Origin of the sequence: Chryseomicrobium aureum (assembly GCF_043182735.1) — a bacterium.
In the GTDB taxonomy this organism is placed as follows: domain Bacteria; phylum Bacillota; class Bacilli; order Bacillales_A; family Planococcaceae; genus Chryseomicrobium; species Chryseomicrobium aureum.
On sequence record NZ_CP171117.1, the window covers coordinates 712,428 to 731,982 of the forward strand.

18 protein-coding genes are annotated in these 19,555 nt (G+C 43.4%); 15 read left to right on the plus strand and 3 right to left on the minus strand.

Annotation, left to right across the window (positions count from 1 at the left end; translation table 11 throughout):
* Window positions 1–4: 4 nt before the first annotated feature.
* From ACF3OH_RS03875 to ACF3OH_RS03925, 11 genes are all read left to right on the plus strand, one after another.
* Window positions 5–1,126, plus strand: a complete 1,122-nt coding sequence (locus ACF3OH_RS03875; protein WP_392455882.1) for a CamS family sex pheromone protein — start codon at window positions 5–7, stop codon at window positions 1,124–1,126.
* Between the two features lie 72 nt (window positions 1,127–1,198).
* Entirely contained in the window at window positions 1,199–1,489 is a 291-nt protein-coding gene (gene gatC / locus ACF3OH_RS03880) for an Asp-tRNA(Asn)/Glu-tRNA(Gln) amidotransferase subunit GatC (protein ID WP_204591704.1), read from the plus strand.
* A 15-nt stretch (window positions 1,490–1,504) separates the two neighbouring features.
* Complete coding sequence (gene gatA / locus ACF3OH_RS03885; RefSeq protein ID WP_392455883.1) at window positions 1,505–2,974, plus strand: Asp-tRNA(Asn)/Glu-tRNA(Gln) amidotransferase subunit GatA; 1,470 nt, start codon at window positions 1,505–1,507, stop codon at window positions 2,972–2,974.
* Window positions 2,974–4,404: an Asp-tRNA(Asn)/Glu-tRNA(Gln) amidotransferase subunit GatB gene (gene gatB, locus ACF3OH_RS03890; RefSeq protein ID WP_392455884.1), complete on the plus strand. Its 1,431-nt coding sequence runs from the start codon at window positions 2,974–2,976 to the stop codon at window positions 4,402–4,404. Before gatA ends, gatB begins: the two co-directional genes overlap by 1 nt.
* A 78-nt stretch (window positions 4,405–4,482) precedes the next feature.
* The gene (locus tag ACF3OH_RS03895) at window positions 4,483–5,046 is read left to right on the plus strand and encodes a thioredoxin family protein (RefSeq protein ID WP_204591698.1); all 564 of its coding nucleotides are present in this window, start codon (window positions 4,483–4,485) and stop codon (window positions 5,044–5,046) included.
* A gap of 64 nt (window positions 5,047–5,110) precedes the next feature.
* Entirely contained in the window at window positions 5,111–6,031 is a 921-nt protein-coding gene (locus ACF3OH_RS03900) for a diacylglycerol kinase (protein ID WP_392455885.1), read from the plus strand.
* A 224-nt stretch (window positions 6,032–6,255) separates the two neighbouring features.
* The gene (locus ACF3OH_RS03905; protein ID WP_392455886.1) at window positions 6,256–7,605 is read left to right on the plus strand and encodes a cytochrome ubiquinol oxidase subunit I; all 1,350 of its coding nucleotides are present in this window, start codon (window positions 6,256–6,258) and stop codon (window positions 7,603–7,605) included.
* The gene (locus ACF3OH_RS03910; RefSeq protein ID WP_392455888.1) at window positions 7,602–8,630 is read left to right on the plus strand and encodes a cytochrome d ubiquinol oxidase subunit II; all 1,029 of its coding nucleotides are present in this window, start codon (window positions 7,602–7,604) and stop codon (window positions 8,628–8,630) included. The genes ACF3OH_RS03905 and ACF3OH_RS03910 overlap by 4 nt, the downstream gene beginning before the upstream one ends.
* A 12-nt stretch (window positions 8,631–8,642) precedes the next feature.
* Window positions 8,643–8,750 (plus strand): hypothetical protein, encoded by a 108-nt coding sequence (locus tag ACF3OH_RS03915; protein WP_392455889.1) that lies wholly within the window; start codon window positions 8,643–8,645, stop codon window positions 8,748–8,750.
* A 76-nt stretch (window positions 8,751–8,826) separates the two neighbouring features.
* A complete protein-coding gene (gene rlmD, locus ACF3OH_RS03920) occupies window positions 8,827–10,179 on the plus strand; it encodes a 23S rRNA (uracil(1939)-C(5))-methyltransferase RlmD (protein WP_392455891.1) in 1,353 nt (450 codons plus the stop codon).
* A gap of 37 nt (window positions 10,180–10,216) precedes the next feature.
* Window positions 10,217–11,179 (plus strand): tRNA dihydrouridine synthase, encoded by a 963-nt coding sequence (locus ACF3OH_RS03925; RefSeq protein ID WP_392456689.1) that lies wholly within the window; start codon window positions 10,217–10,219, stop codon window positions 11,177–11,179.
* A gap of 213 nt (window positions 11,180–11,392) precedes the next feature.
* Here ACF3OH_RS03925 and ACF3OH_RS03930 read toward each other — a convergent pair whose 3' ends face one another.
* Entirely contained in the window at window positions 11,393–11,833 is a 441-nt protein-coding gene (locus ACF3OH_RS03930; RefSeq protein WP_392455892.1) for a YtoQ family protein, read from the minus strand.
* 193 nt (window positions 11,834–12,026) lie between these two features.
* Between ACF3OH_RS03930 and ACF3OH_RS03935 the strand changes: the two genes are divergently transcribed.
* From ACF3OH_RS03935 to ACF3OH_RS03950, 4 genes are all read left to right on the plus strand, one after another.
* A complete protein-coding gene (locus ACF3OH_RS03935; protein WP_392455894.1) occupies window positions 12,027–13,436 on the plus strand; it encodes a YdiU family protein in 1,410 nt (469 codons plus the stop codon).
* A 20-nt stretch (window positions 13,437–13,456) separates the two neighbouring features.
* Complete coding sequence (locus ACF3OH_RS03940) at window positions 13,457–14,197, plus strand: SDR family NAD(P)-dependent oxidoreductase (protein WP_392455895.1); 741 nt, start codon at window positions 13,457–13,459, stop codon at window positions 14,195–14,197.
* A 99-nt stretch (window positions 14,198–14,296) separates the two neighbouring features.
* Entirely contained in the window at window positions 14,297–15,892 is a 1,596-nt protein-coding gene (locus tag ACF3OH_RS03945; RefSeq protein WP_392455897.1) for a diguanylate cyclase domain-containing protein, read from the plus strand.
* Between the two features lie 114 nt (window positions 15,893–16,006).
* Window positions 16,007–17,059, plus strand: a complete 1,053-nt coding sequence (locus tag ACF3OH_RS03950; RefSeq protein ID WP_392455898.1) for a nitric oxide synthase oxygenase — start codon at window positions 16,007–16,009, stop codon at window positions 17,057–17,059.
* Between the two features lie 462 nt (window positions 17,060–17,521).
* On the opposite strand, the gene ACF3OH_RS03955 is transcribed toward ACF3OH_RS03950, so the two are convergent.
* Complete coding sequence (locus ACF3OH_RS03955; RefSeq protein WP_392455900.1) at window positions 17,522–18,970, minus strand: phospholipase D family protein; 1,449 nt, start codon at window positions 18,968–18,970, stop codon at window positions 17,522–17,524.
* Window positions 18,971–19,066: 96 nt separating this feature from the next.
* Window positions 19,067–19,552, minus strand: a complete 486-nt coding sequence (locus tag ACF3OH_RS03960; RefSeq protein ID WP_392455902.1) for a QueT transporter family protein — start codon at window positions 19,550–19,552, stop codon at window positions 19,067–19,069.
* Window positions 19,553–19,555 lie beyond the last annotated feature (3 nt).

The following is a 19,555-nucleotide window of genomic DNA, read 5'->3' on the forward strand; positions in this document are numbered from 1 at the left end:
ACACATGAAAAAACTACTTGGAGGACTGCTCGCGACAACGCTTGTACTTTCAGCATGTACGCCAAGCCAAGAAACTGAAGTCGTACAAGACCCAGCAGAATCGGAAGCACGGACGGTTGTACTTCCCTCTGTTCGTTTAGATGATAACTATTACTCTACGATCTTGCCGTACGCAGAGAGCAAAAGCCGTGGCTTGGTCGTGTCCAATATGGCTACAAAATATGACATCGTAGAAGTCGAAAAAGGACTCATGCGCTTGTCTCAAAATGAATTTCCGACTGACCGTTATTTCTTTCAAGAAGGCCAATACTTGGACCGTTCAACAATCAGTTCATGGTTAGCACGAAGCAATCAAACAGAGCAAGGGTTAAATCCAGATGACGAGGGGCTAGTAGGCCGTGAAAAGGCGGAGAAAGCACCTGTTTATTTGACACACATCGTAGAGCAGAACTATTTAGAACTTGATGAAAATACGATGAAGCTTGCAGGCATTTCCATTGGACTTGCTCTGAATTCCATCTACTACTACACCGAAGTGGATTATGGGCCAGTGTTTGAACAACAATTGACTGACGAGCAAATCACGGAAAATGGACGACGTATTGCGCAAGAAATTGTAAGTCGGATGCGCGCGATGCCGGGTCTCGAAAACATTCCGATTACAATCGGTCTGTTCAAACAAAATAGCCGGAACGCCATTGTTCCAGGTACGTATTTCAGTTACGGCGTTTCCTCAAGTGGGAATGAAATCGGAGACTGGACGTCACTCAATGAGCGCTACGTAACGTTTCCTACTTCGGACTCTAGTGAACAGTTCCGAGATACAGATACGGCATTCCGTAATTTCAAACAAGATGTCGAGACGTACTTCCCGAATTACACGAGTGTCATTGGAACAGGGTTTTATAAAGATGATTTTCTACAAGAGTTGAAAATTGATATCCCGATTCAATTTTTCGGGAAAGCGGAAATCATCGGCTTCACACAATACATTTCAGGCCTGATCAATACGCATTTTGTGGCGGATCTTCCTGTTGAGATCAACATCACGTCAATAGAAGGCGAGCAGGCGCTAATCAAACGAGAAGCAAACCAGGAGACACCTTTCGTACATATCTACGAATAACGGTACTCTGTTCAAGTAAAGCGAAAAATGATATGATGGCTTGTATGATTGAATTTACTGGAGGTGTCCATAGTGGCAACAATCACAAAAGAAGAAGTGCGTCACGTCGCGCATTTGGCACGTTTGGCGATTACGGATGAGGAAGTTGAACACTTTACAGAACAACTGGCAAAGATTGTTCAATTTGCGGATAAATTAAATGAGTTGGATACGACGAATGTTGAACCTACAACACATGTCTTACCGCTTGAAAATGTACTTCGTGAGGATAAGTCAATTGCAGGGTTAGACCGTGAAGTCATGATGAAAAATGTGAAAGACCAAGAAGCAGGTCAAGTGAAAGTTCCTGCAATTATGGACTAGAGAGGCGGACTGAAATTGGCTTATTTTACACATACAGCAAAAGAGCTGCAACAAAAACTTGCAGCAAAAGAAGTTTCTGTTCGTCAAGTAACAGAACATGCTTTTGAACAAATTGAAGCAGTGGACGCAGAGGTTCAGGCGTTCCTTGTATTAAATAAAGAAAACGCACTGAAGCAAGCAGATGAACTGGAAACAACGCCGTTTGAAGAGCGTGGGCCACTGTTTGGTTTGCCTATCGGTGTGAAAGACAACATCGTGACTGAAGGAATCGAAACAACAGCTTCTAGTAAAATTCTAGAAGGTTTCAATCCAATCTACGATGCGACTGTAGTACGCAAACTTCGTGAAGCGGGTATGATCACCGTTGGGAAAATCAACATGGATGAATTCGCTATGGGTTCATCGAATGAAAACTCAGCATACAAGAAAACGAAAAACCCTTGGAATTTAGCACATGTTCCGGGTGGTTCATCGGGTGGTTCTGCAGCTGCAGTAGCAGCAGGCGAAGTACCATTTGCATTAGGATCTGATACAGGTGGTTCAATCCGTCAACCGGCAGCATTCTGTGGGGTTGTTGGAATGAAACCAACGTACGGTCGCGTGTCTCGTTTTGGATTGATTGCGTTTGCGTCTTCTTTAGACCAAATCGGACCCATCACACGTACTGTTGAAGACAATGCTCTACTTCTTGAAGCGATTTCTGGTGTGGACGAAATGGACTCAACATCTGCAAACGTTGAGGTTCCAAAATTCTCAGAAGCAATCGGCAAATCGATCAAAGGATTACGCATCGGCGTGCCTAAAGAATATATGGGCGAAGGTGTCAGTGAAGAAGTACGCGCATCTGTCTTAGAAGCCTTGAAAGTGCTAGAAGCGCAAGGAGCGGTTTGGGAAGAAGTATCACTTCCTCACTCTGAGTATGCGTTAGCGACTTACTATCTATTGTCTTCATCTGAAGCATCCTCAAACTTAGCGCGTTTTGACGGCATCCGTTACGGCTACCGTGCAGAAGAAGCGAAGAACTTGTTAGAGCTTTATAAAATGACGCGTGCACAAGGATTTGGTGATGAAGTGAAGCGTCGTATTATGTTAGGTACGTATTCACTAAGTGCCGGTTCGTATGATGCATACTACTTGAAAGCACAAAAAGTCCGCACATTGATTAAGCAAGACTTCGAAAACGTATTTGAAAACTACGACGTCATTGTAGGACCTACGACACCAACACCTGCGTTTAAAGTAGGCGAAAATGTCGACGATCCATTAACAATGTATGCAAATGATATTTTAACAATCCCTGTCAACCTTGCAGGCGTCCCTGGAATCTCGATTCCTTGTGGCTTTGCTGCAGACGGGTTACCACTCGGTCTTCAAATCATCGGAAAGCATTTCGATGAAGCGACAATTTATCAAGTGGCATCTGCCTACGAGTCGGCAACTGAGTTTCACAAACAGACTCCGGCTTTATGGGAGGTAAAGGCATAATGAACTTTGAAACAATTATCGGACTTGAAGTCCACGTAGAATTGAAAACTGAATCGAAAATGTTTTCTCCTTCTCCAGCGCACTTTGGAGCAGAACCAAACACAAATACACACGTGATCGACCTTGGGTATCCAGGTGTTCTTCCAGTCGTTAACAAAACGGCTGTTGAATGGGGAATGCGTGCTGCAATGGCACTGAACATGGATATTGCACCTGTCACAAAATTTGATCGTAAAAACTACTTCTACCCAGACAATCCAAAAGCGTATCAAATCTCGCAATTTGATAAGCCAATTGGTGAAAACGGCTGGATTGAAATTGAAGTAGATGGCAAAACAAAGCGTATCGGGATCACTCGTCTTCACTTAGAAGAAGATGCTGGGAAACTGTCGCATACAGACAAAGGCTACTCGCTTGTTGACTTCAACCGTCAAGGAACGCCTCTTGTTGAAATCGTATCGGAACCAGACATTCGCACACCAGAAGAAGCATACGCCTATTTAGAGAAACTGAAATCAATCATTCAGTTCACTGGTGTTTCGGACTGTAAGATGGAAGAAGGATCTCTTCGTTGTGACGCGAACATCTCACTTCGTCCCTACGGGCAAGAAAAGTTTGGAACAAAAGCAGAACTGAAGAACTTGAACTCCTTTAGCTACGTGAAAAAAGGTCTTGAGCACGAGCAGATTCGCCAAGCGGAAGTGTTGAAAAATGGAGGGGAAATCCTTCAAGAGACGCGTCGTTATGATGAGTCTACTGGTAAGACGATTTTAATGCGTGTGAAAGAAGGCGCGGATGACTACCGCTACTTCCCAGAGCCAGATCTTGTGAAAATTGTGATTGACGATGCTTGGATGGACCGTGTTCGTTCCGAATTACCGGAACTTCCGGATGCTCGCCAAGCGCGTTATGTGAACGAACTTGGCTTGACAGAATACGATGCGCGCGTAATGACATTGACAAAGGAAATGTCCGATTTCTTTGAAGAAACGATTTCACTAGGAGCAGACACGAAACTATCAACGAACTGGTTGATGGGGGATGTATCAGCCTACTTGAATGCGGAGCAAAAAGAATTGAAAGACACGAAACTTACACCACAAGGTCTTGCAGGTATGGTGAAGTTGATCGAAGATGGAACAATCAGTTCAAAAATCGCCAAAAAAGTATTCAAAGAGATGGTGGAAAACGGTGGAACTGCAGATGAAATCGTCAAAGCAAAAGGCTTAGTACAGATTTCAGATGAAGATGCACTGCGTGACATCGTGACTCAAACATTGGATGCAAATCCACAGTCGATTGAAGACTTCAAGAACGGGAAAGACCGTGCAATTGGGTTCTTAGTCGGTCAAATTATGAAAGCAACAAAAGGTCAAGCAAACCCGCCGATGGTCAACAAATTACTAAACGAAGAAATTCAAAAACGCTAACAAACTGGCTCGCCCTGACTTGGGGCGAGCCTTCTTTTGGGAATTCATGCTATGCTAGTGTCAAGGAGGGGTTTTTTGATGAAAACAGAACAACAGTATTTTGAAGAAGGCCGTCCACTTGCAGTCTATATGGACGAAATGACAACAAAAAAAGAGCAATCCTTTCACGTCTACGAAAGCTTCACAGTTCCTGCGGACGATGAGTTTATCACACGTTTGTCTGAATCCAATGTCCACATTTTAGGAATCACCGAGGACTGGTGCGGAGATGCGATGATGAACAATGCTATTTTGCGTAAAATTACTGAAGCAGCAGGAGTCGAGGTACGTGTCGTGCTACGTGATGCGGATACAGAATTAATTGATCGCTATCTCACAAATGGGGGCCGCTCGATTCCAAAATATCTTTTACTAGATGCACAAGGACAAGTGATCGCCACATGGGGGCCTCGTGCAGATTTAGTGCAAGAGTACGTGATGGGTGAAAAAGCAAAACTTCCAGAAGCCGGTAGCGAAGGCTTTGAAGAGGCGCAGCGTGCCATTTTTGAAGAATTGACTACACAATTAGAGACAAACAAAGACTTTCATTTGGCAACATATAGCAGCATCCGCGAAGCATGGTTCACAAAATTGCCTTCATAAGGAACCTGCTAAAGTATTATACTGTCTATAGCAGAGAGAGTTGTGAAGAAAGAAGGTTCTGTACATGCAACGTGCACGAATTATATATAATCCAACTTCCGGGCGAGAATTGTTTAAGCGTCACTTACCGGAAGTTTTAGAAGCAATGGAACTAGCAGGCTACGAAACATCGTGTCACGCGACAACAGGTGCTGGTGATGCAACAGAAGCTGCAAAGCGAGCTGTTGAAAACGGCTTTGATTTGATTGTGGCAGCAGGGGGCGATGGTACACTAAACGAAGTCGTAGCAGGCGTCAGTCTATTTGATGAGCGTCCGAAACTTGGTTTGATTCCAATGGGAACAACCAATGACTTTGCACGTGCCTTGCACATTCCGCGTGACATTCAACAAGCTGTAAAGATTATTACAGATGGTAAGTATGTACCGGTAGACGTAGGGCACGTGAACGATACATTTTTTATCAATATTGCTGGTGGGGGACGCATCACGGAACTTACATATGAAGTCCCAAGTCGTTTAAAGACGGTGCTTGGCCAACTTGCGTATTATTTAAAGGGAATTGAGATGTTACCGTCTATTCGCGCAACGAAACTACGCATCGAATTTGATGATGAAGTATTTGAAGAAGAAGCCATGATGTTCTTAATTGGCTTGACGAATTCAGTCGGTGGCTTCGAGAAGCTTGCTCCAGACGCTATTATCAACGATGGTCAATTTACTCTGCTCATCTTGAAAAAAGTGAACATGGCAGAGTTTATTCGACTTGCCACGCTTGCAATTCGTGGGGAGCATTTGAATGATCCACACGTCATTTACCGCAAAGCTTCAAAGATTCGTGTCCTGTCGGAAGAGACTGTCTCCTTAAATCTCGACGGAGAATACGGTGGAACATTGCCTGCAGTTTTTGAGAACTGGGCACGCCATATTGAAATCATGGCACCAGTAGATTTATTACCGGAGCAAGATCTCGTTGAAAGAGACTAATAACTAAACTAGCTACTCTAGCTTTTTAGAGGGGCTAGTTTTTTTGTTTCCATTCTCCTCTGTTGTTCTCAATTTTCGAACTTTTCACAACCCGTCATAACCTTGTAACAACTTGCCTGAAAACAAGTTCGGCTGATTAGATTAAACCCCTTCAACTAGGGTAGAATAAAGGCATGAAGCTCGTTGAATGACCGTTAGCCAATACTCTATATGAGGTGAACGAAATGGGAAATGAAGAAGCTGTATTTTTTAGTCGGCTACTTACAGAAATGACACTCTCGTTCCATATTATCTACGCCACAATCGGTGTAGGGGTGCCACTGATGATCATGCTGGCACAATACGTGGGAATCAAGAAAAACGACGAACACTATATTTTACTTGCCCGTCGCTGGGCACGAGGGTTCGTAATCACAGTAGCTGTCGGAGTTGTAACGGGGACCGCCATCGGACTCCAGTTGTCACTACTTTGGCCAAACTTTATGGAGCTTGCCGGCCAAGTGATTGCCCTGCCACTGTTTTTAGAAACATTTGCTTTCTTCTTTGAAGCAATTTTCTTAGGAATCTATTTGTATACGTGGGACCGTTTTGAAAACCAAAAGAAACACCTATTGTTACTTGTTCCAGTTGCGTTTGGTGCCGCGATGTCTGCAGTATTCATCACAATGGTGAACGCTTTTATGAACGCACCACAAGGTTTTGACATGGTCGACGGTGAACTGGTCAACATCAGTCCACTCCTTGCAATGTTTAATCCGGCCATGCCGACGAAAGTGGCGCACGTTGTCTCGACCGCCTTGATGACGAGCGCTTTCGTACTAGCATCAATCGGGGCTTTCCGATTGTTAAAAGGCTCGAACCATATTTATCATAAAAAAGCTGTGTACTTAATGGTCAAAGTTGGACTTGTGTTCTCCATAGCCACTGCAATCATTGGAGACTTCTCAGGTAAATACCTTGCTGAGTACCAGCCGGAAAAATTAGCGGCTGCTGAATGGCATTTTGAAACATCTGAAGCTGCGCCACTTATTCTTTACGGTATTTTAGACGGAGAAGAAGTGAAATATGCGATTAAGATTCCATTCGCATTAAGTATTCTTGCACACAATGATCCCAATGCAGAAGTGATTGGACTAGATCAATTCCCAGAGGATGAGATACCACCGCTCTATATCCACTACTTCTTTAACATCATGATTACAATCGGAATGTTCATGGTGATGTTATCAGCCTTTTATGTTGTCGCGAAATGGCGTAAATGGAAATTTGCGAACTCGCGCTTTATTCTCTGGTTGATCGTGGCAGGTGGACCACTTTCCATGATTGCGATTCAAGCAGGTTGGTGGATGACCGAAGTCGGCCGACAACCGTGGATTTTGTATCAAATCATGACTGTTGAACAAGGTGCAACATCCAGTGGAAGTGTGGATATCATGGTCGTCGCATTTGCAATCTTGTACTTGATTTTAGGAATTGGTTCTGTCGTCGTCTTGCGCAGAATGTTCCGTAACAATCCAGTTGAAAAAGAGCTAGACAAACTAGATCAAGAGCGATTGGAAGGTGATACGAAATGACATTAGAAATCATAGGGATCACGGTCCTTTGGTTCTTCCTATTTGGATATGTCATCGTTGGGTCTATCGACTTTGGCGCGGGGTTCTTCAACGCCTATAGTTTGCTGACCAATCGCCAACATATTTTAACGAATATTATTCAAAGGTATTTGTCGCCCGTTTGGGAAGTTACGAACGTATTCCTCGTATTTTTCTTCGTAGGAATCATCGGGTTCTTCCCGAAGACCGCCTTTTATTACGGAACAACACTTCTTGTTCCAGCGAGTATTGCTATCATCTTGCTCGCGATACGGGGATCGTACTATGCGTTTGAGACATACGGTTCACGCGGGCACAAAGGCTACTCGTTTATGTACGGGGCAGCGGGGATTTTAATCCCTGCGTCGCTTTCCGTTGTATTAACGATTTCTGAAGGTGGATTCATCGATATGGTGGATGGCCAACCGGTACTTGATTATAGCCGCCTGTTCTTGAGTCCGTTAACATGGAGTATCGTTGTATTAGCCATTGCCGCCACACTTTATATTTCGGCTGTGTTTTTAACATGGTACGCAAGTAAAGCAGAGGACGCTGGTGCTACGAAGTTACTACGTAAATACGCATTGATCTGGGCATTGCCGACGATGATTACAGCAACAGGAATCATTGTAGAACTTCGTGCACATAACCCAGAGCATTACGCGAATATCTTGGATGTCTGGTGGGCGTTCTTGATTTCAGGTTTGATGTTCTTCGGAACGGTGTATCTATTGTGGACAAAACGAAATTACGGATGGGCTTTCTTGTTGCTCGTCGGGCAATTCTTTATCGCCTTTTTCGCATACGGCTGGTCGCACAGACCGTACTTGTTGTATCCGTATTTAACGATTTATGATGGGTTCACAAATGAAACGATGGCGATTGCACTGATCATTGCGTTCATTGCAGGCCTGTGTTTATTGTTGCCGTCACTGTACTTGCTCCTGCGCCTATTCTTATTCAACAAAGATTATGTCGCTGGCAAAAAAGAAGACAATCACGCTTAGGAGGATATCATCATGACAAACTTTTTTATCTTTTACGCTCCGTTCATTGTACTGTTTGGTGCCATCGCAGCGGTCTTCTGGTGGGCGCCTAAAGACGGAATCATTCGAAAAGAAAAGTAGAATCAGCTCCTGCCGCGGCAGGAGTTTTTTCATGCTATAATGAAGAAATCATGCAAAAAAGAACGGGGTTTAAAGAATGACTGTAAAGAAAAATGACCGTTTGACGGTTTTTGTAGAAGATTTAACACATGATGGCCAGGGCGTCGCAAAAGTCGATGGCTACCCTATATTTATTAAAGGCGCATTACCGGATGAAAAAGTTGAAGTTCATGTGGTGAAAGCATTGAAAAAATATGGTTTCGCAAAGCTTGTTGAGATTGTCGAGTCGTCTCCGTTCCGAGTAGCTGCTCCTTGTCCGGTGTTTGACTCGTGCGGTGGTTGTCAGTTGCAACACCTTAGCTACGAGGGACAACTGATGATGAAAGAGAAACAGGTGCGAAGTGCAATGGAGAGAATCGGCAAAGTGCATACGACCGTTCTTCCTGTTCTTGGCATGGACAACCCGTGGCGGTACCGCAACAAGTCTCAGATTCCGTTTGGCGTAGAAGAAGGTCGCGTAGTGGCAGGATTTTATAAATCTGGCTCTCATGATATCGCCAACACACCGACGTGTTTGATTCAAAGTGAAGAAGCCGACCGCTTGATGCTCGCTTTAAAAGAACAGGCAGTAGAATTTGGTTTAGAGCCTTATGATGAGAAGACAGGTCGCGGCCAACTCCGTCACCTAGTCGTTCGTAAAGGTCGCACAAGTGGCGAGACGATGGTCGTGCTCGTGACGAAAACGAAAAAGATTTCACAACCTGAACGTTTGATTCACTTCATTCTTGAAGTGGAGCCGACAACAGTGTCGATCGTTCAAAACATCAATCCAACGCGTACAAATGTGATTTTTGGAGAAGAGACATTTGTTCACTGGGGAAAATCGCATATCGTCGATTCCATCGGAGATATTCAATTTGAAATATCTGCTCGCTCGTTCTATCAAATCAATCCGCTTCAGACAAACGTGCTCTACCAAAAAGCACTTGAAGCAGCAGGTCTGACAGGGAACGAAACGGTGATGGACGCGTATTGCGGAATTGGCACGATCTCGTTGTTCCTCGCACAACAAGCAAAACAAGTTCTGGGTGTTGAGATCGTACCACAAGCAGTGGAAGATGCCCGCCGCAATGCAGAACTGAATGGCTTTACAAACGCTGAGTTTGAAGTCGGAGCAGCAGAAGATGTGATTACACAGTGGTATGAAGACGGAAGACTTCCAGATGTCGTCGTTGTCGATCCACCTCGAAAAGGGTTGGATGGCAAGTTGATTGATACGCTGATAGAGCATAAACCACGCCGCATTGTCTATGTATCGTGTAACCCAGCAACGCTCGCTCGGGACTTGCGCCTGTTAGAAGATGGTGGTTACAAAGTGCACGAAGTACAGCCGGTGGATATGTTCCCACATACAACGCATGTCGAGTGCGTGACATATTTAACGATTTAGAACATTGGTTTAATTTTGTAGGAGGATTTACAACATGTTGAAAGAAAATTTTTGGCAGGAGTTGCCGCGTCCATTTTTTGTATTAGCGCCGATGGAAGATGTGACCGATGTTGTGTTTCGCCATGTCGTCGCGAAAGCAGGCCGTCCAGATGTGTTTTTTACAGAGTTTACGAACTCCGATAGTTATTGCCACCCTGATGGTATCCAAAGTGTCCGTGGCCGTCTGACGTTCACAGAAGATGAACAGCCGATGGTCGCTCACATTTGGGGAGACAATCCGGATTATTTCCGCCAGATGAGCATCGGAATGGCCGAGATGGGCTTCAAAGGGATTGATATTAATATGGGGTGCCCGGTACCAAACGTCGCAACACGTGGAAAAGGAAGCGGTTTGATTCTTCGTCCAGATACCGCAGCTGAGCTAATTGAAGCTGCAAAAGCTGGAGGTCTTCCAGTCAGCGTGAAGACGCGTCTTGGGTATTCGGAGATTGAGGAGTGGAAAGAGTGGCTCGCGCATATTTTGAAACAAGACATTGCCAACTTGTCGATCCATTTACGTACGCGGAAAGAGATGAGTCAAGTCGATGCGCACTGGGAGCTCATTCCGGAAATCAAAGCTTTACGCGATGAGATTGCTCCGAATACGATGTTAACAATCAATGGAGACATTCCGGACCGTGCAAAAGGTCTTGAGCTTGCGGAGAAGTATGGGATTGATGGTGTCATGATCGGGCGCGGGATTTTCAAAAATCCATTTGCGTTCGAAAAAGAGCCACGGGAACATACAAGTCAAGAGTATCTCGACTTGCTTCGTTATCAGTTGGACTTGCAAGACAAGTACGCAGAGGAAGTGCCACGTTCGATTTCGGGATTGCATCGCTTCTTCAAAATTTATGTAAAAGGCTTCCGAGGTGCAGGAGAGTTGCGCAACCAGTTGATGCATACAAAATCGACGGCTGAAGTGCGACAAATCCTTGAAAACTTCGAGCTTCCGGAATAACTAGCACGCATAAATCAGTATCTTTTCTCAAGCTTAGATTGAGACAGGGTGCTGATTTTTTAGTGGAGCCAGGTGTTTAGTTTTCATAACATGACTCAGGGCACACAAATGAGTTTTGAGGGCACAGAAACGCTCGCTCGGGTCACAAAACACGGTCCGCAGGTCACAAAAACGGGCAACCAAGTCGTAAACCCCTAGCTGCCCAACCCCTTTCTATTCAAAGATGTACGCAAGAACGTCGACAGCTTGGTCGACTGTTTCCACAGTCACATTTGCTTTATTCGATAACTCTTTCAAAGGATGGATCAAAGATTCGGGACGCACTATGATAGTTGGTTTTCCAAGTGTGATTGCTGCCGTCGCGTCCATGGCTGTATTCCACTGTTTATAGGACTCCCCAAACAACGCAATACAAACATCAGCCTTATTTAGGAGAACTTGTGTCCGTAAATTATTAATACCTGAAGCGGCATCATCTTTATAATACGCGCTAGGTTGCTTCCCTAAAATATCTTCCCCTACTGCATCCGATCGATCATGATTAGTCTGAGGAGAAACAAACGTAATCGCGGGGTTCTTCTCTTGTGCTTTTGCTTTTACCTCATCACGCCAATCGTCATGAATCTGTCCTGCTAAATACACTACAAGTTCCATAGTATTAACTCCTCCTTTAGCTCTTGATTTATCAAGTGTATCGAAATCGAGTTGCGAACGCCAGAAACACGCTATTCACGTATTTATGGAGAGTGTCACTAGCCTGGTGAATGACCATACTTATAATTCGTATTTCTTGTGCCTAAACTGTATACTGTTTGTACAACGTTTCAACACGAAAGGAAGACCATTTATGCAGTTCACGCAAAGCTATCTAACACTTCCAGCAACATTCTATAAAGAAATCCTTCCTACACCTGTTGCAGATCCGCAACTCATCATCTGGAACGAAACGGTCGCGGAGCAACTAGGCTTTGCTGGTAATCCGGCTGACTACACAAAGTTCCTAGCCGGCAACGAGACGTTTGAGAACAGCCAGCCAATCGCACAGGCCTATGCCGGCCATCAATTTGCTAACTTTACGATGTTAGGAGATGGGCGCGCGATTTTACTAGGTGAGCTACAAGGTAAAGATCACATAACCTATGACCTTCAGCTGAAAGGTTCAGGCAGAACACCGTTTTCACGCGGAGGAGACGGCCGTGCAGCCCTCGGACCGATGCTAAGGGAGTATATAATTAGTGAAGCCATGCATCACTTAGGGATTCCCACAACGCGCAGTCTTGCCGTCGTCTACTCAGGGGAAGGCATCCAGCGAGAAACAGTAAAACCGGGTGCTGTATTGACTCGAGTCGCGAAAAGCCATATTCGTGTAGGTACGTTTCAGTATGCTGCCCAGTTTGGAAGTGTAGAAGATTTGCGCAGTTTAGCGGATTACACAATCGAACACCTTGCCATTCCGGTAAATGAACATCCATACAAATCTCTATTACAAGAAGTCATAAAAAGACAGGCAACCCTCATTGCACAGTGGCAGCTCGTTGGTTTTGTGCACGGCGTGATGAATACAGACAATATGACACTAAGTGGTGAAACGATTGATTATGGGCCATGCGCATTTCTCGATACGTATGACCCGGCGACCGTCTTTAGCTCGATTGATCAACAAGGGCGTTATGCATATGGAAATCAACCTGGCATTGCGGGCTGGAATCTTGCACGATTCGCAGAAAGTTTGCTGCCTCTGCTAGGGGACACACAAGAGAAAGCAATCGAAGTGGCACAGGCAGTATTAGATAGCTATCCTGAACTTTTCCAACAGGCATATAACGAGGGCCTATCCAAAAAAATTGGTCTTCCTAATACAGAGCAAACATTGAAACTTGCATCCCAATTTTTGCAATTAATGCAGCAACATAAAGCCGATTTCACAAGAACATTCGTAGCACTCACACTACAGAACTATTCCGATGAATTCTTTAAACATGCGGATGTTCAAGCGTGGCTAAAGCAGTACGAACAGCAACAAGGGGAACGAACACCTGAACAACAACAATTGATGGAAGCTTCCAACCCCGTCCTCATTCCGCGAAATCATTTAGTCCAACAAGCACTCGATGAAGCGGAGACTGGCTCGATGGAGAACGTGATGACCTTGTTAAAACACCTAGAAAAACCCTATATGTATTCACAAGAACAACTTGCTTTTGATCAACGTCCACCTGAAACAGGACAAGATTTTGTAACCTATTGCGGTACTTAATTTTGAGAGGAGAGAAGACAATGAGATTTTCAGACAAAGTAGTTGTAGTAAATGGCGGTACATCGGGTATTGGTGGAGAAGTAGTAAAACAGTTTGTGAAAGAAGGAGCAGTCGTCTATTTTAGCGGTCGGAGTGAAGAAAAAGCTGTACAAATCGAATCAGATCATGCGCATTTCATCGCAGTAGACAATCATGAGCCAGATCAAATCGAAGCGTTCTTCAAAAAAGTGCTGGAGCATGAAGACCGCATCGATATTTTATTTAACAACGCAGGAGTGCTTTCCGTTGCGACCGGTCCGCTGTCTCGCGTGAAACTAGATAAGTGGCATGAGTTGATTGCAGTCAATCAAACCGCTATCTTCCTCTACATGCAACACGCGTTGCAAGTCATGTCTAAACAAAAGTCAGGTGTCATCATTAACAATGCGGCAATTTTAGGTGGTGCTAAAATCAACCCAATGTTACCTGCTTATAGCGGAACAAAGGCCGCAGTCATTGCGATGACTAAGAGTGCTGCACTTCGTCATGCTGGGGAAGGTATTCGTATAAATAGTATTTCACCAGGCCCCACTGAAACCGAGCTAGCTGTTAAAGCATATGGCAGCCAGCGTGCATTTGATGAAAATTCCTCTCATCACCCAAGAGGCAAGTACGGCCAACCCCATGAAATTGCAGCTCCAGTACTATTTTTAGCTTCAGATGAAGCCAGTTATATCAATGGAACAGACCTTATCGTTGACGGAGGATACTCCCTCAAATAAACCGCAGACACCTGCGGTTTATTTTGTTTTTTTTGAAAAATGATTTACCTTTTGATGGCTATTCCATACAATCAAATAAAGAGCAAGGGGGGAGCAAAGTTGGAAGAATACGTTAAACAATGGCAACAAGACATAACTAAGCATCCAGAACGGATAATAAATGAAGCGCTTCAGTTGCTTGAATCTTGCGAACGAGTAGACCAACGTGCGACTCTCCATTTCTGGATTGCTCTCGGGAATCGGTATTTGACAGTTATGGATAAATGTCTGGACCATGCCTATAAATCTGAAAGGCACTTCAGAACATTGCATGACGACGAGGGACTTGCTAAAGCCTTGAATTTAATTGGCGTTGTTTATTTTTACAATGGGTTTTATGAAAAAGCGGTGCGCTATTTTTACCAAGCTAAAACGAGTGCAGATCAGGTGAATGCGATTCAAGTAGCATGCCGAGCAAATAACAACATCGGTGAAGTGTATCGAGAGACAGGAGAGTTTGAACTATCCGAAAAACATTACAAAGAAGCGCTAGAACTCGCCATCCAATCTGATGAACTGTATTTCCAAGCTATTATTTATGAAAACCTTGGGCAGTTGGCATTTCAATCGGAGCTTCTTGATGTTGCGTTCTCCTACTATCAACAGAGCAAAGAGTTGTTGCTGCAACAAACAGACATATCCGCATTAGCAGATATAGAAAATAAATTAGGTGCCCTCTATATACGGAAACGTGATTTCACACAAGCTGAAAATCATTTGCGTATGGCTTATTCTTATATTCAATCTGGTGGCAACCGTCTCTATAAAACTGAGATTTTGTTAAATTTGGCAGAGCTTGTGCAAGACTTTTCATTTAGTTATACGGAGCTTTTAATAGAGGCCAAAGAATTAGCACTATCATTAGATGCGCACCACTTACTAAGAAAGATTTATGAAAAGTTATCTTCGTTTCATGAGAAGAATGAAGATTTTGAATCCGCACTTGCCTATTACAAACTTTTTCATCAGACAGAGCAGGCAATCGAATCGACAAGTGTTCGTAATAAACTTGAATTACTCCGCATTGAAGTAAAACACTCAACAGATCTCTCGCAGATGGCCACACTCAATGAGCAATTGACGTATGAAATTGATCATCAACGACAAATTGCTGAGCAATTAAAACAATCAAATTCTCAATTGAAAGAAACGACATATAAAGATGAGCTGACAAAAGTGTATAATCGTCGGGGCTTGATCCAGTATTTAGCCACAATGCGACCAGGTTCATATGTCTTCTTGCTTTTAGATATTGATTATTTTAAGCACTACAATGATAGCCAAGGACATGTTGCGGGTGACCATGTGTTACAACAAGTAGCTTCTGCCCTTGAGACTGTTGTTGTTCAGTTAACTAATGATGGAATTGTTACGAGAATGGGTGGGGAAGAATTTTTGATTGTTGCGTCATGTGGAGATGAGCAATTCCCAAATAAGTTGATCGTGTCCATTCAACAGGAGATAAAGCGACTTGGAATCATGTATGAATATAACGGGAAACAACAGGTTCTTACAATAAGTGGTGGCGGTATAGAGACAACCGAGCAAGTAAAAACTCATTTTGAGACAACGTACGCCACAATTGATCGCATCTTATATGAAGCGAAACAAAAGGGACGAAATCAGATTTATTTTTATTCAGAGGAGCTCACCTAGAGCTTCTTTTTTTACGCCATAAACTTGTCATACTTTCATAAGTCCAACAAGTCGATTTTTTGCATTTCTATTCTCTCTACGTTTACTATTAAAAAAGAGTGGAGGGACGCCCGTATGCTAGACAAAGCATTAGAGTTTTTACAAATATACTGCCAAGAGCTTGAAAAGTCACCGGACTTTTTTGAAGCGCGCAGAAATGAAATAGAAACAGAGATATACACTACTGGAACGTATACGTTGACACGCGAAGAGCTAGAATATGGGTCGAAGTTGGCATGGCGTAATAGCAATAAATGCATAGGTCGCTTGTTTTGGCAGACGATGCACGTTCATGATCACCGCACCCTTGAGTCAGAACAAGAAATCTTCGACGCTCTTATATACCACATTGCGTTTGCTACAAATGATGGGAAAATTAAACCGACGATTTCTATTTTCCATCCAAATGTTCGCATCTGGAATCATCAATTGCTTCGCTATGCCGGTTACGAGCGAGAAGGAGAAATAATTGGAGATCCAGATTCTCTAGAGTACACCAAAGTCTGTGAGCAGCTGGGTTGGCAAGGTGCGGGAACGAGCTTTGATTTATTGCCTCTCATCGTACAAGTAGGTAATAAATCTCCACAACTTTTTGAAATTCCGTCTGATGTTGTACTAGAGGTACCCATTACTCACCCGGAACATCCAGAATTTTCTTCCTTAAAATTAAAGTGGTATGCTGTACCCATCATTTCCTCGATGAAGCTTGAAATTGGAGGGATTACCTTCCCGGCTGCACCGTTTAATGGATGGTATATGGGAACGGAAATCGGCGCACGCAATCTAGCGGATGAAGATCGTTACAATGAGTTGCCACGTGTCGCAGAGTTATTCGATTTGAACCAAAAGTCAGCTTCTAGTCTATGGAAAGACCGTGCATTAGTGGAGTTGAATTTGGCGGTTCTCCATTCTTTTAAACAGCAAGGTGTGAGTATCGTGGATCATCACACGGCAGCTGTGCAGTTTAAGCAGTTTGAACAGCAAGAAATGAAAAATGGACGAGATGTAACGGGTATGTGGAGTTGGTTAATTCCGCCGATGTCACCTGCGGCTACCCATGTATTCCATAAACCTTACGACAATACTACGAAATCTCCAAATTTTTATTATCAAAAGAATCCCTATTGAAAAAGCAGCAAGCCATCTGAATGAGGCTTGCTGTTTAAACGTTGAGTTCCGTTGCGGGGCTGCTTTCCGAGGGCGCGTCGTGAGCCTCCTCAGCGCAAGTTCACGCCTCCGGGGTCTCACGTTCCGCTTTTAATCCCTCCGGAGTCAGCCCCTCCTCTGCACTCAACTTCAGTTTCATAAAAAGATTTTGTGTCGAGTATTTAGTGCAGTAGCTTTAGACAGTAATAAGGTGCCTGTCACCTATTTTGCTGCGGGAGTGCTGTAAATAGTTGTTGTTACTTTTTTCAATCGACAAGAGAAGGCAGTGAGTTCCTGGGGAGACGTTCTATTAATCTAAATGAAATCGAGTTACGCCTCCTAGAAATCCCGCAAGAAGCCATCGCGGCCTATGAAGCCAAGAGCGCATCACAGTCCACGCTGTCTTCTCGCACAATTTCTGACCAGTCGGCTCCACATCTAAAACTAATACGTAGTCACTTTAATCAGCTTCTGAAAACTATAAATCCAACGCTGCCACCATGTAAAGCTATCCTGGTACTCTTCCACATCCACGGTAAATGCAGCATCTTCATTCGTCCACAGACGCTCAAAATAACTAGAGAATTCTTCTGCCAACTCACTATCACTGTCAGCAACCACTCGTAAGTTCGCCTCCAAATTATAATTATCCAAAGTCCGCTCCGTATAATTGGCTGCACCACTTGAAATCACCGAACGGTCTGTTTGAATATGAATGGCTTTTGTATGATATTGACCGACCACCGTATTGTACCAGCGTACTTCTATCTTACCCTCGGTATCTTCTACCATTTCCTGAACAACAGGTCGATTAGGGAGACCGGATTTTTGACGCCCAAAAGAATTTTCATTCGGATCTAAAATCATGCGCACTTCAACCCCACGATTGGCTGCATCGATTAGTGCATTGACGATATCTCTTTTTGCGATGAAAAACATCATCAAATCAATAGAATCACCTTCTTCTGTAGCGGCGATATCTGTTAGGAGCGCATCTAAAATCGTCTTCTCTGTCAATAATTGACCTTCGTACTCAGCTTCCTCCTCAACTTCTTGGACGCGGGGAAGCTTCGGACCACCGGACATCAAAGAAACCGCTTCTTCTGCTTCAAGCATGTCGTTGAGAAGAGGAGAACTGGTGAACTTTAGTGCAATATTGCCGTGCAGTCCACTCGCATCGTGCGGGTTTGCTGAAGAAACTAAGCCCTCTTTTTCAGTAATGACTAATTTCCTGTGATTAGCTTTGACATTTAATAATGTTAAGTACGAAGCAACCGTCATTTTTGGTGCTTCACTCGCCATGGCATTTGGAATCCAACCTTCTCCTCCAAAATCAAACCACTGGAAAAACGTTCGATAAATTCCTGAATAAATCGGTGTTGAATCTCGTAAAGGGTCTAAATCGGTATAGACGATTTCAACTCCAGCATCGCGCATTTTTTTGAACCACTTGTTTTCATATGAACCGTATCCTTGATTTAAAGGATCCGTTATAAAAATCACTGGCATCTCTGGATTTTCTAATTTCTTCGTTGCAAGAGTTTCGGATAATTCATCTGCAATAGGGGGAAACCCCTCGTCTTCTTCATAAAAACCATCGACTAAAAAGAAATCTACGACAACGAATTCTTCAGCTTCTTCAATCATTTGATAAATGCTCGAGAAAATTTCATTTTCTGTTTGTCGCTCTTCACTATTTTCATTCACTGCGTATGTTAAATCCGTGAGCATATCTATTGAAGAAATAGGCTGTAAGTCACCTGCATACGAAATACCTTCAGGCAATGGCTTGAATGTGTGCCATAAAATCATTCCTGCATAGATTACAATCAAAGCTATCACTACAATAAATAGAACTTTTTTTCGTTTCGACCACCTTTTAAATCTCCCCATTTTTTCAGTCCTCTTTCCTAGTCTCTATGTATAGTTCTTTCTTATCAAAGATACCCAAACAAGTATAAAAAAAAACGTGCACACAGTGTGTACACGTTAGTCGAGAAGTCGTGAAAAGTTTAAACGTTTGTTCAGTGCAATGAAAATTGGAATACCAAGTAAAAGTACTGCTAATTCGCCGCCAGCAACAGTTAACCAAGTCAAGAAGAATGGCAGTCCAAGAACTAACACAAGCTGATAAGCAATTATAAACATTGTAAATGTAAAAACGAGTGTATTAATTATCATTTTATGCGAATCTTTTTTTACTAACGGAATTACAGCTAAAACGATTAGTAGAGAAATCACGGAATGTCCTACTCCGAACAAAACATCATAAATCCCATTAGGTGAAAAGATGTTCGTGATAAATACACCAGCTACAATACCAAAGAAATAGCGCTTGTCAAAGATAATCAAATGATTGAACATCTCCGCCAAACGGAATTGAATTGCCCCATAAGCAAGTACAGGGACCGCCAATGATACAGCTACATATAGTGCAGCAATAATTGCATTGACCGCAAGTGTTTTCATTTTCATTTG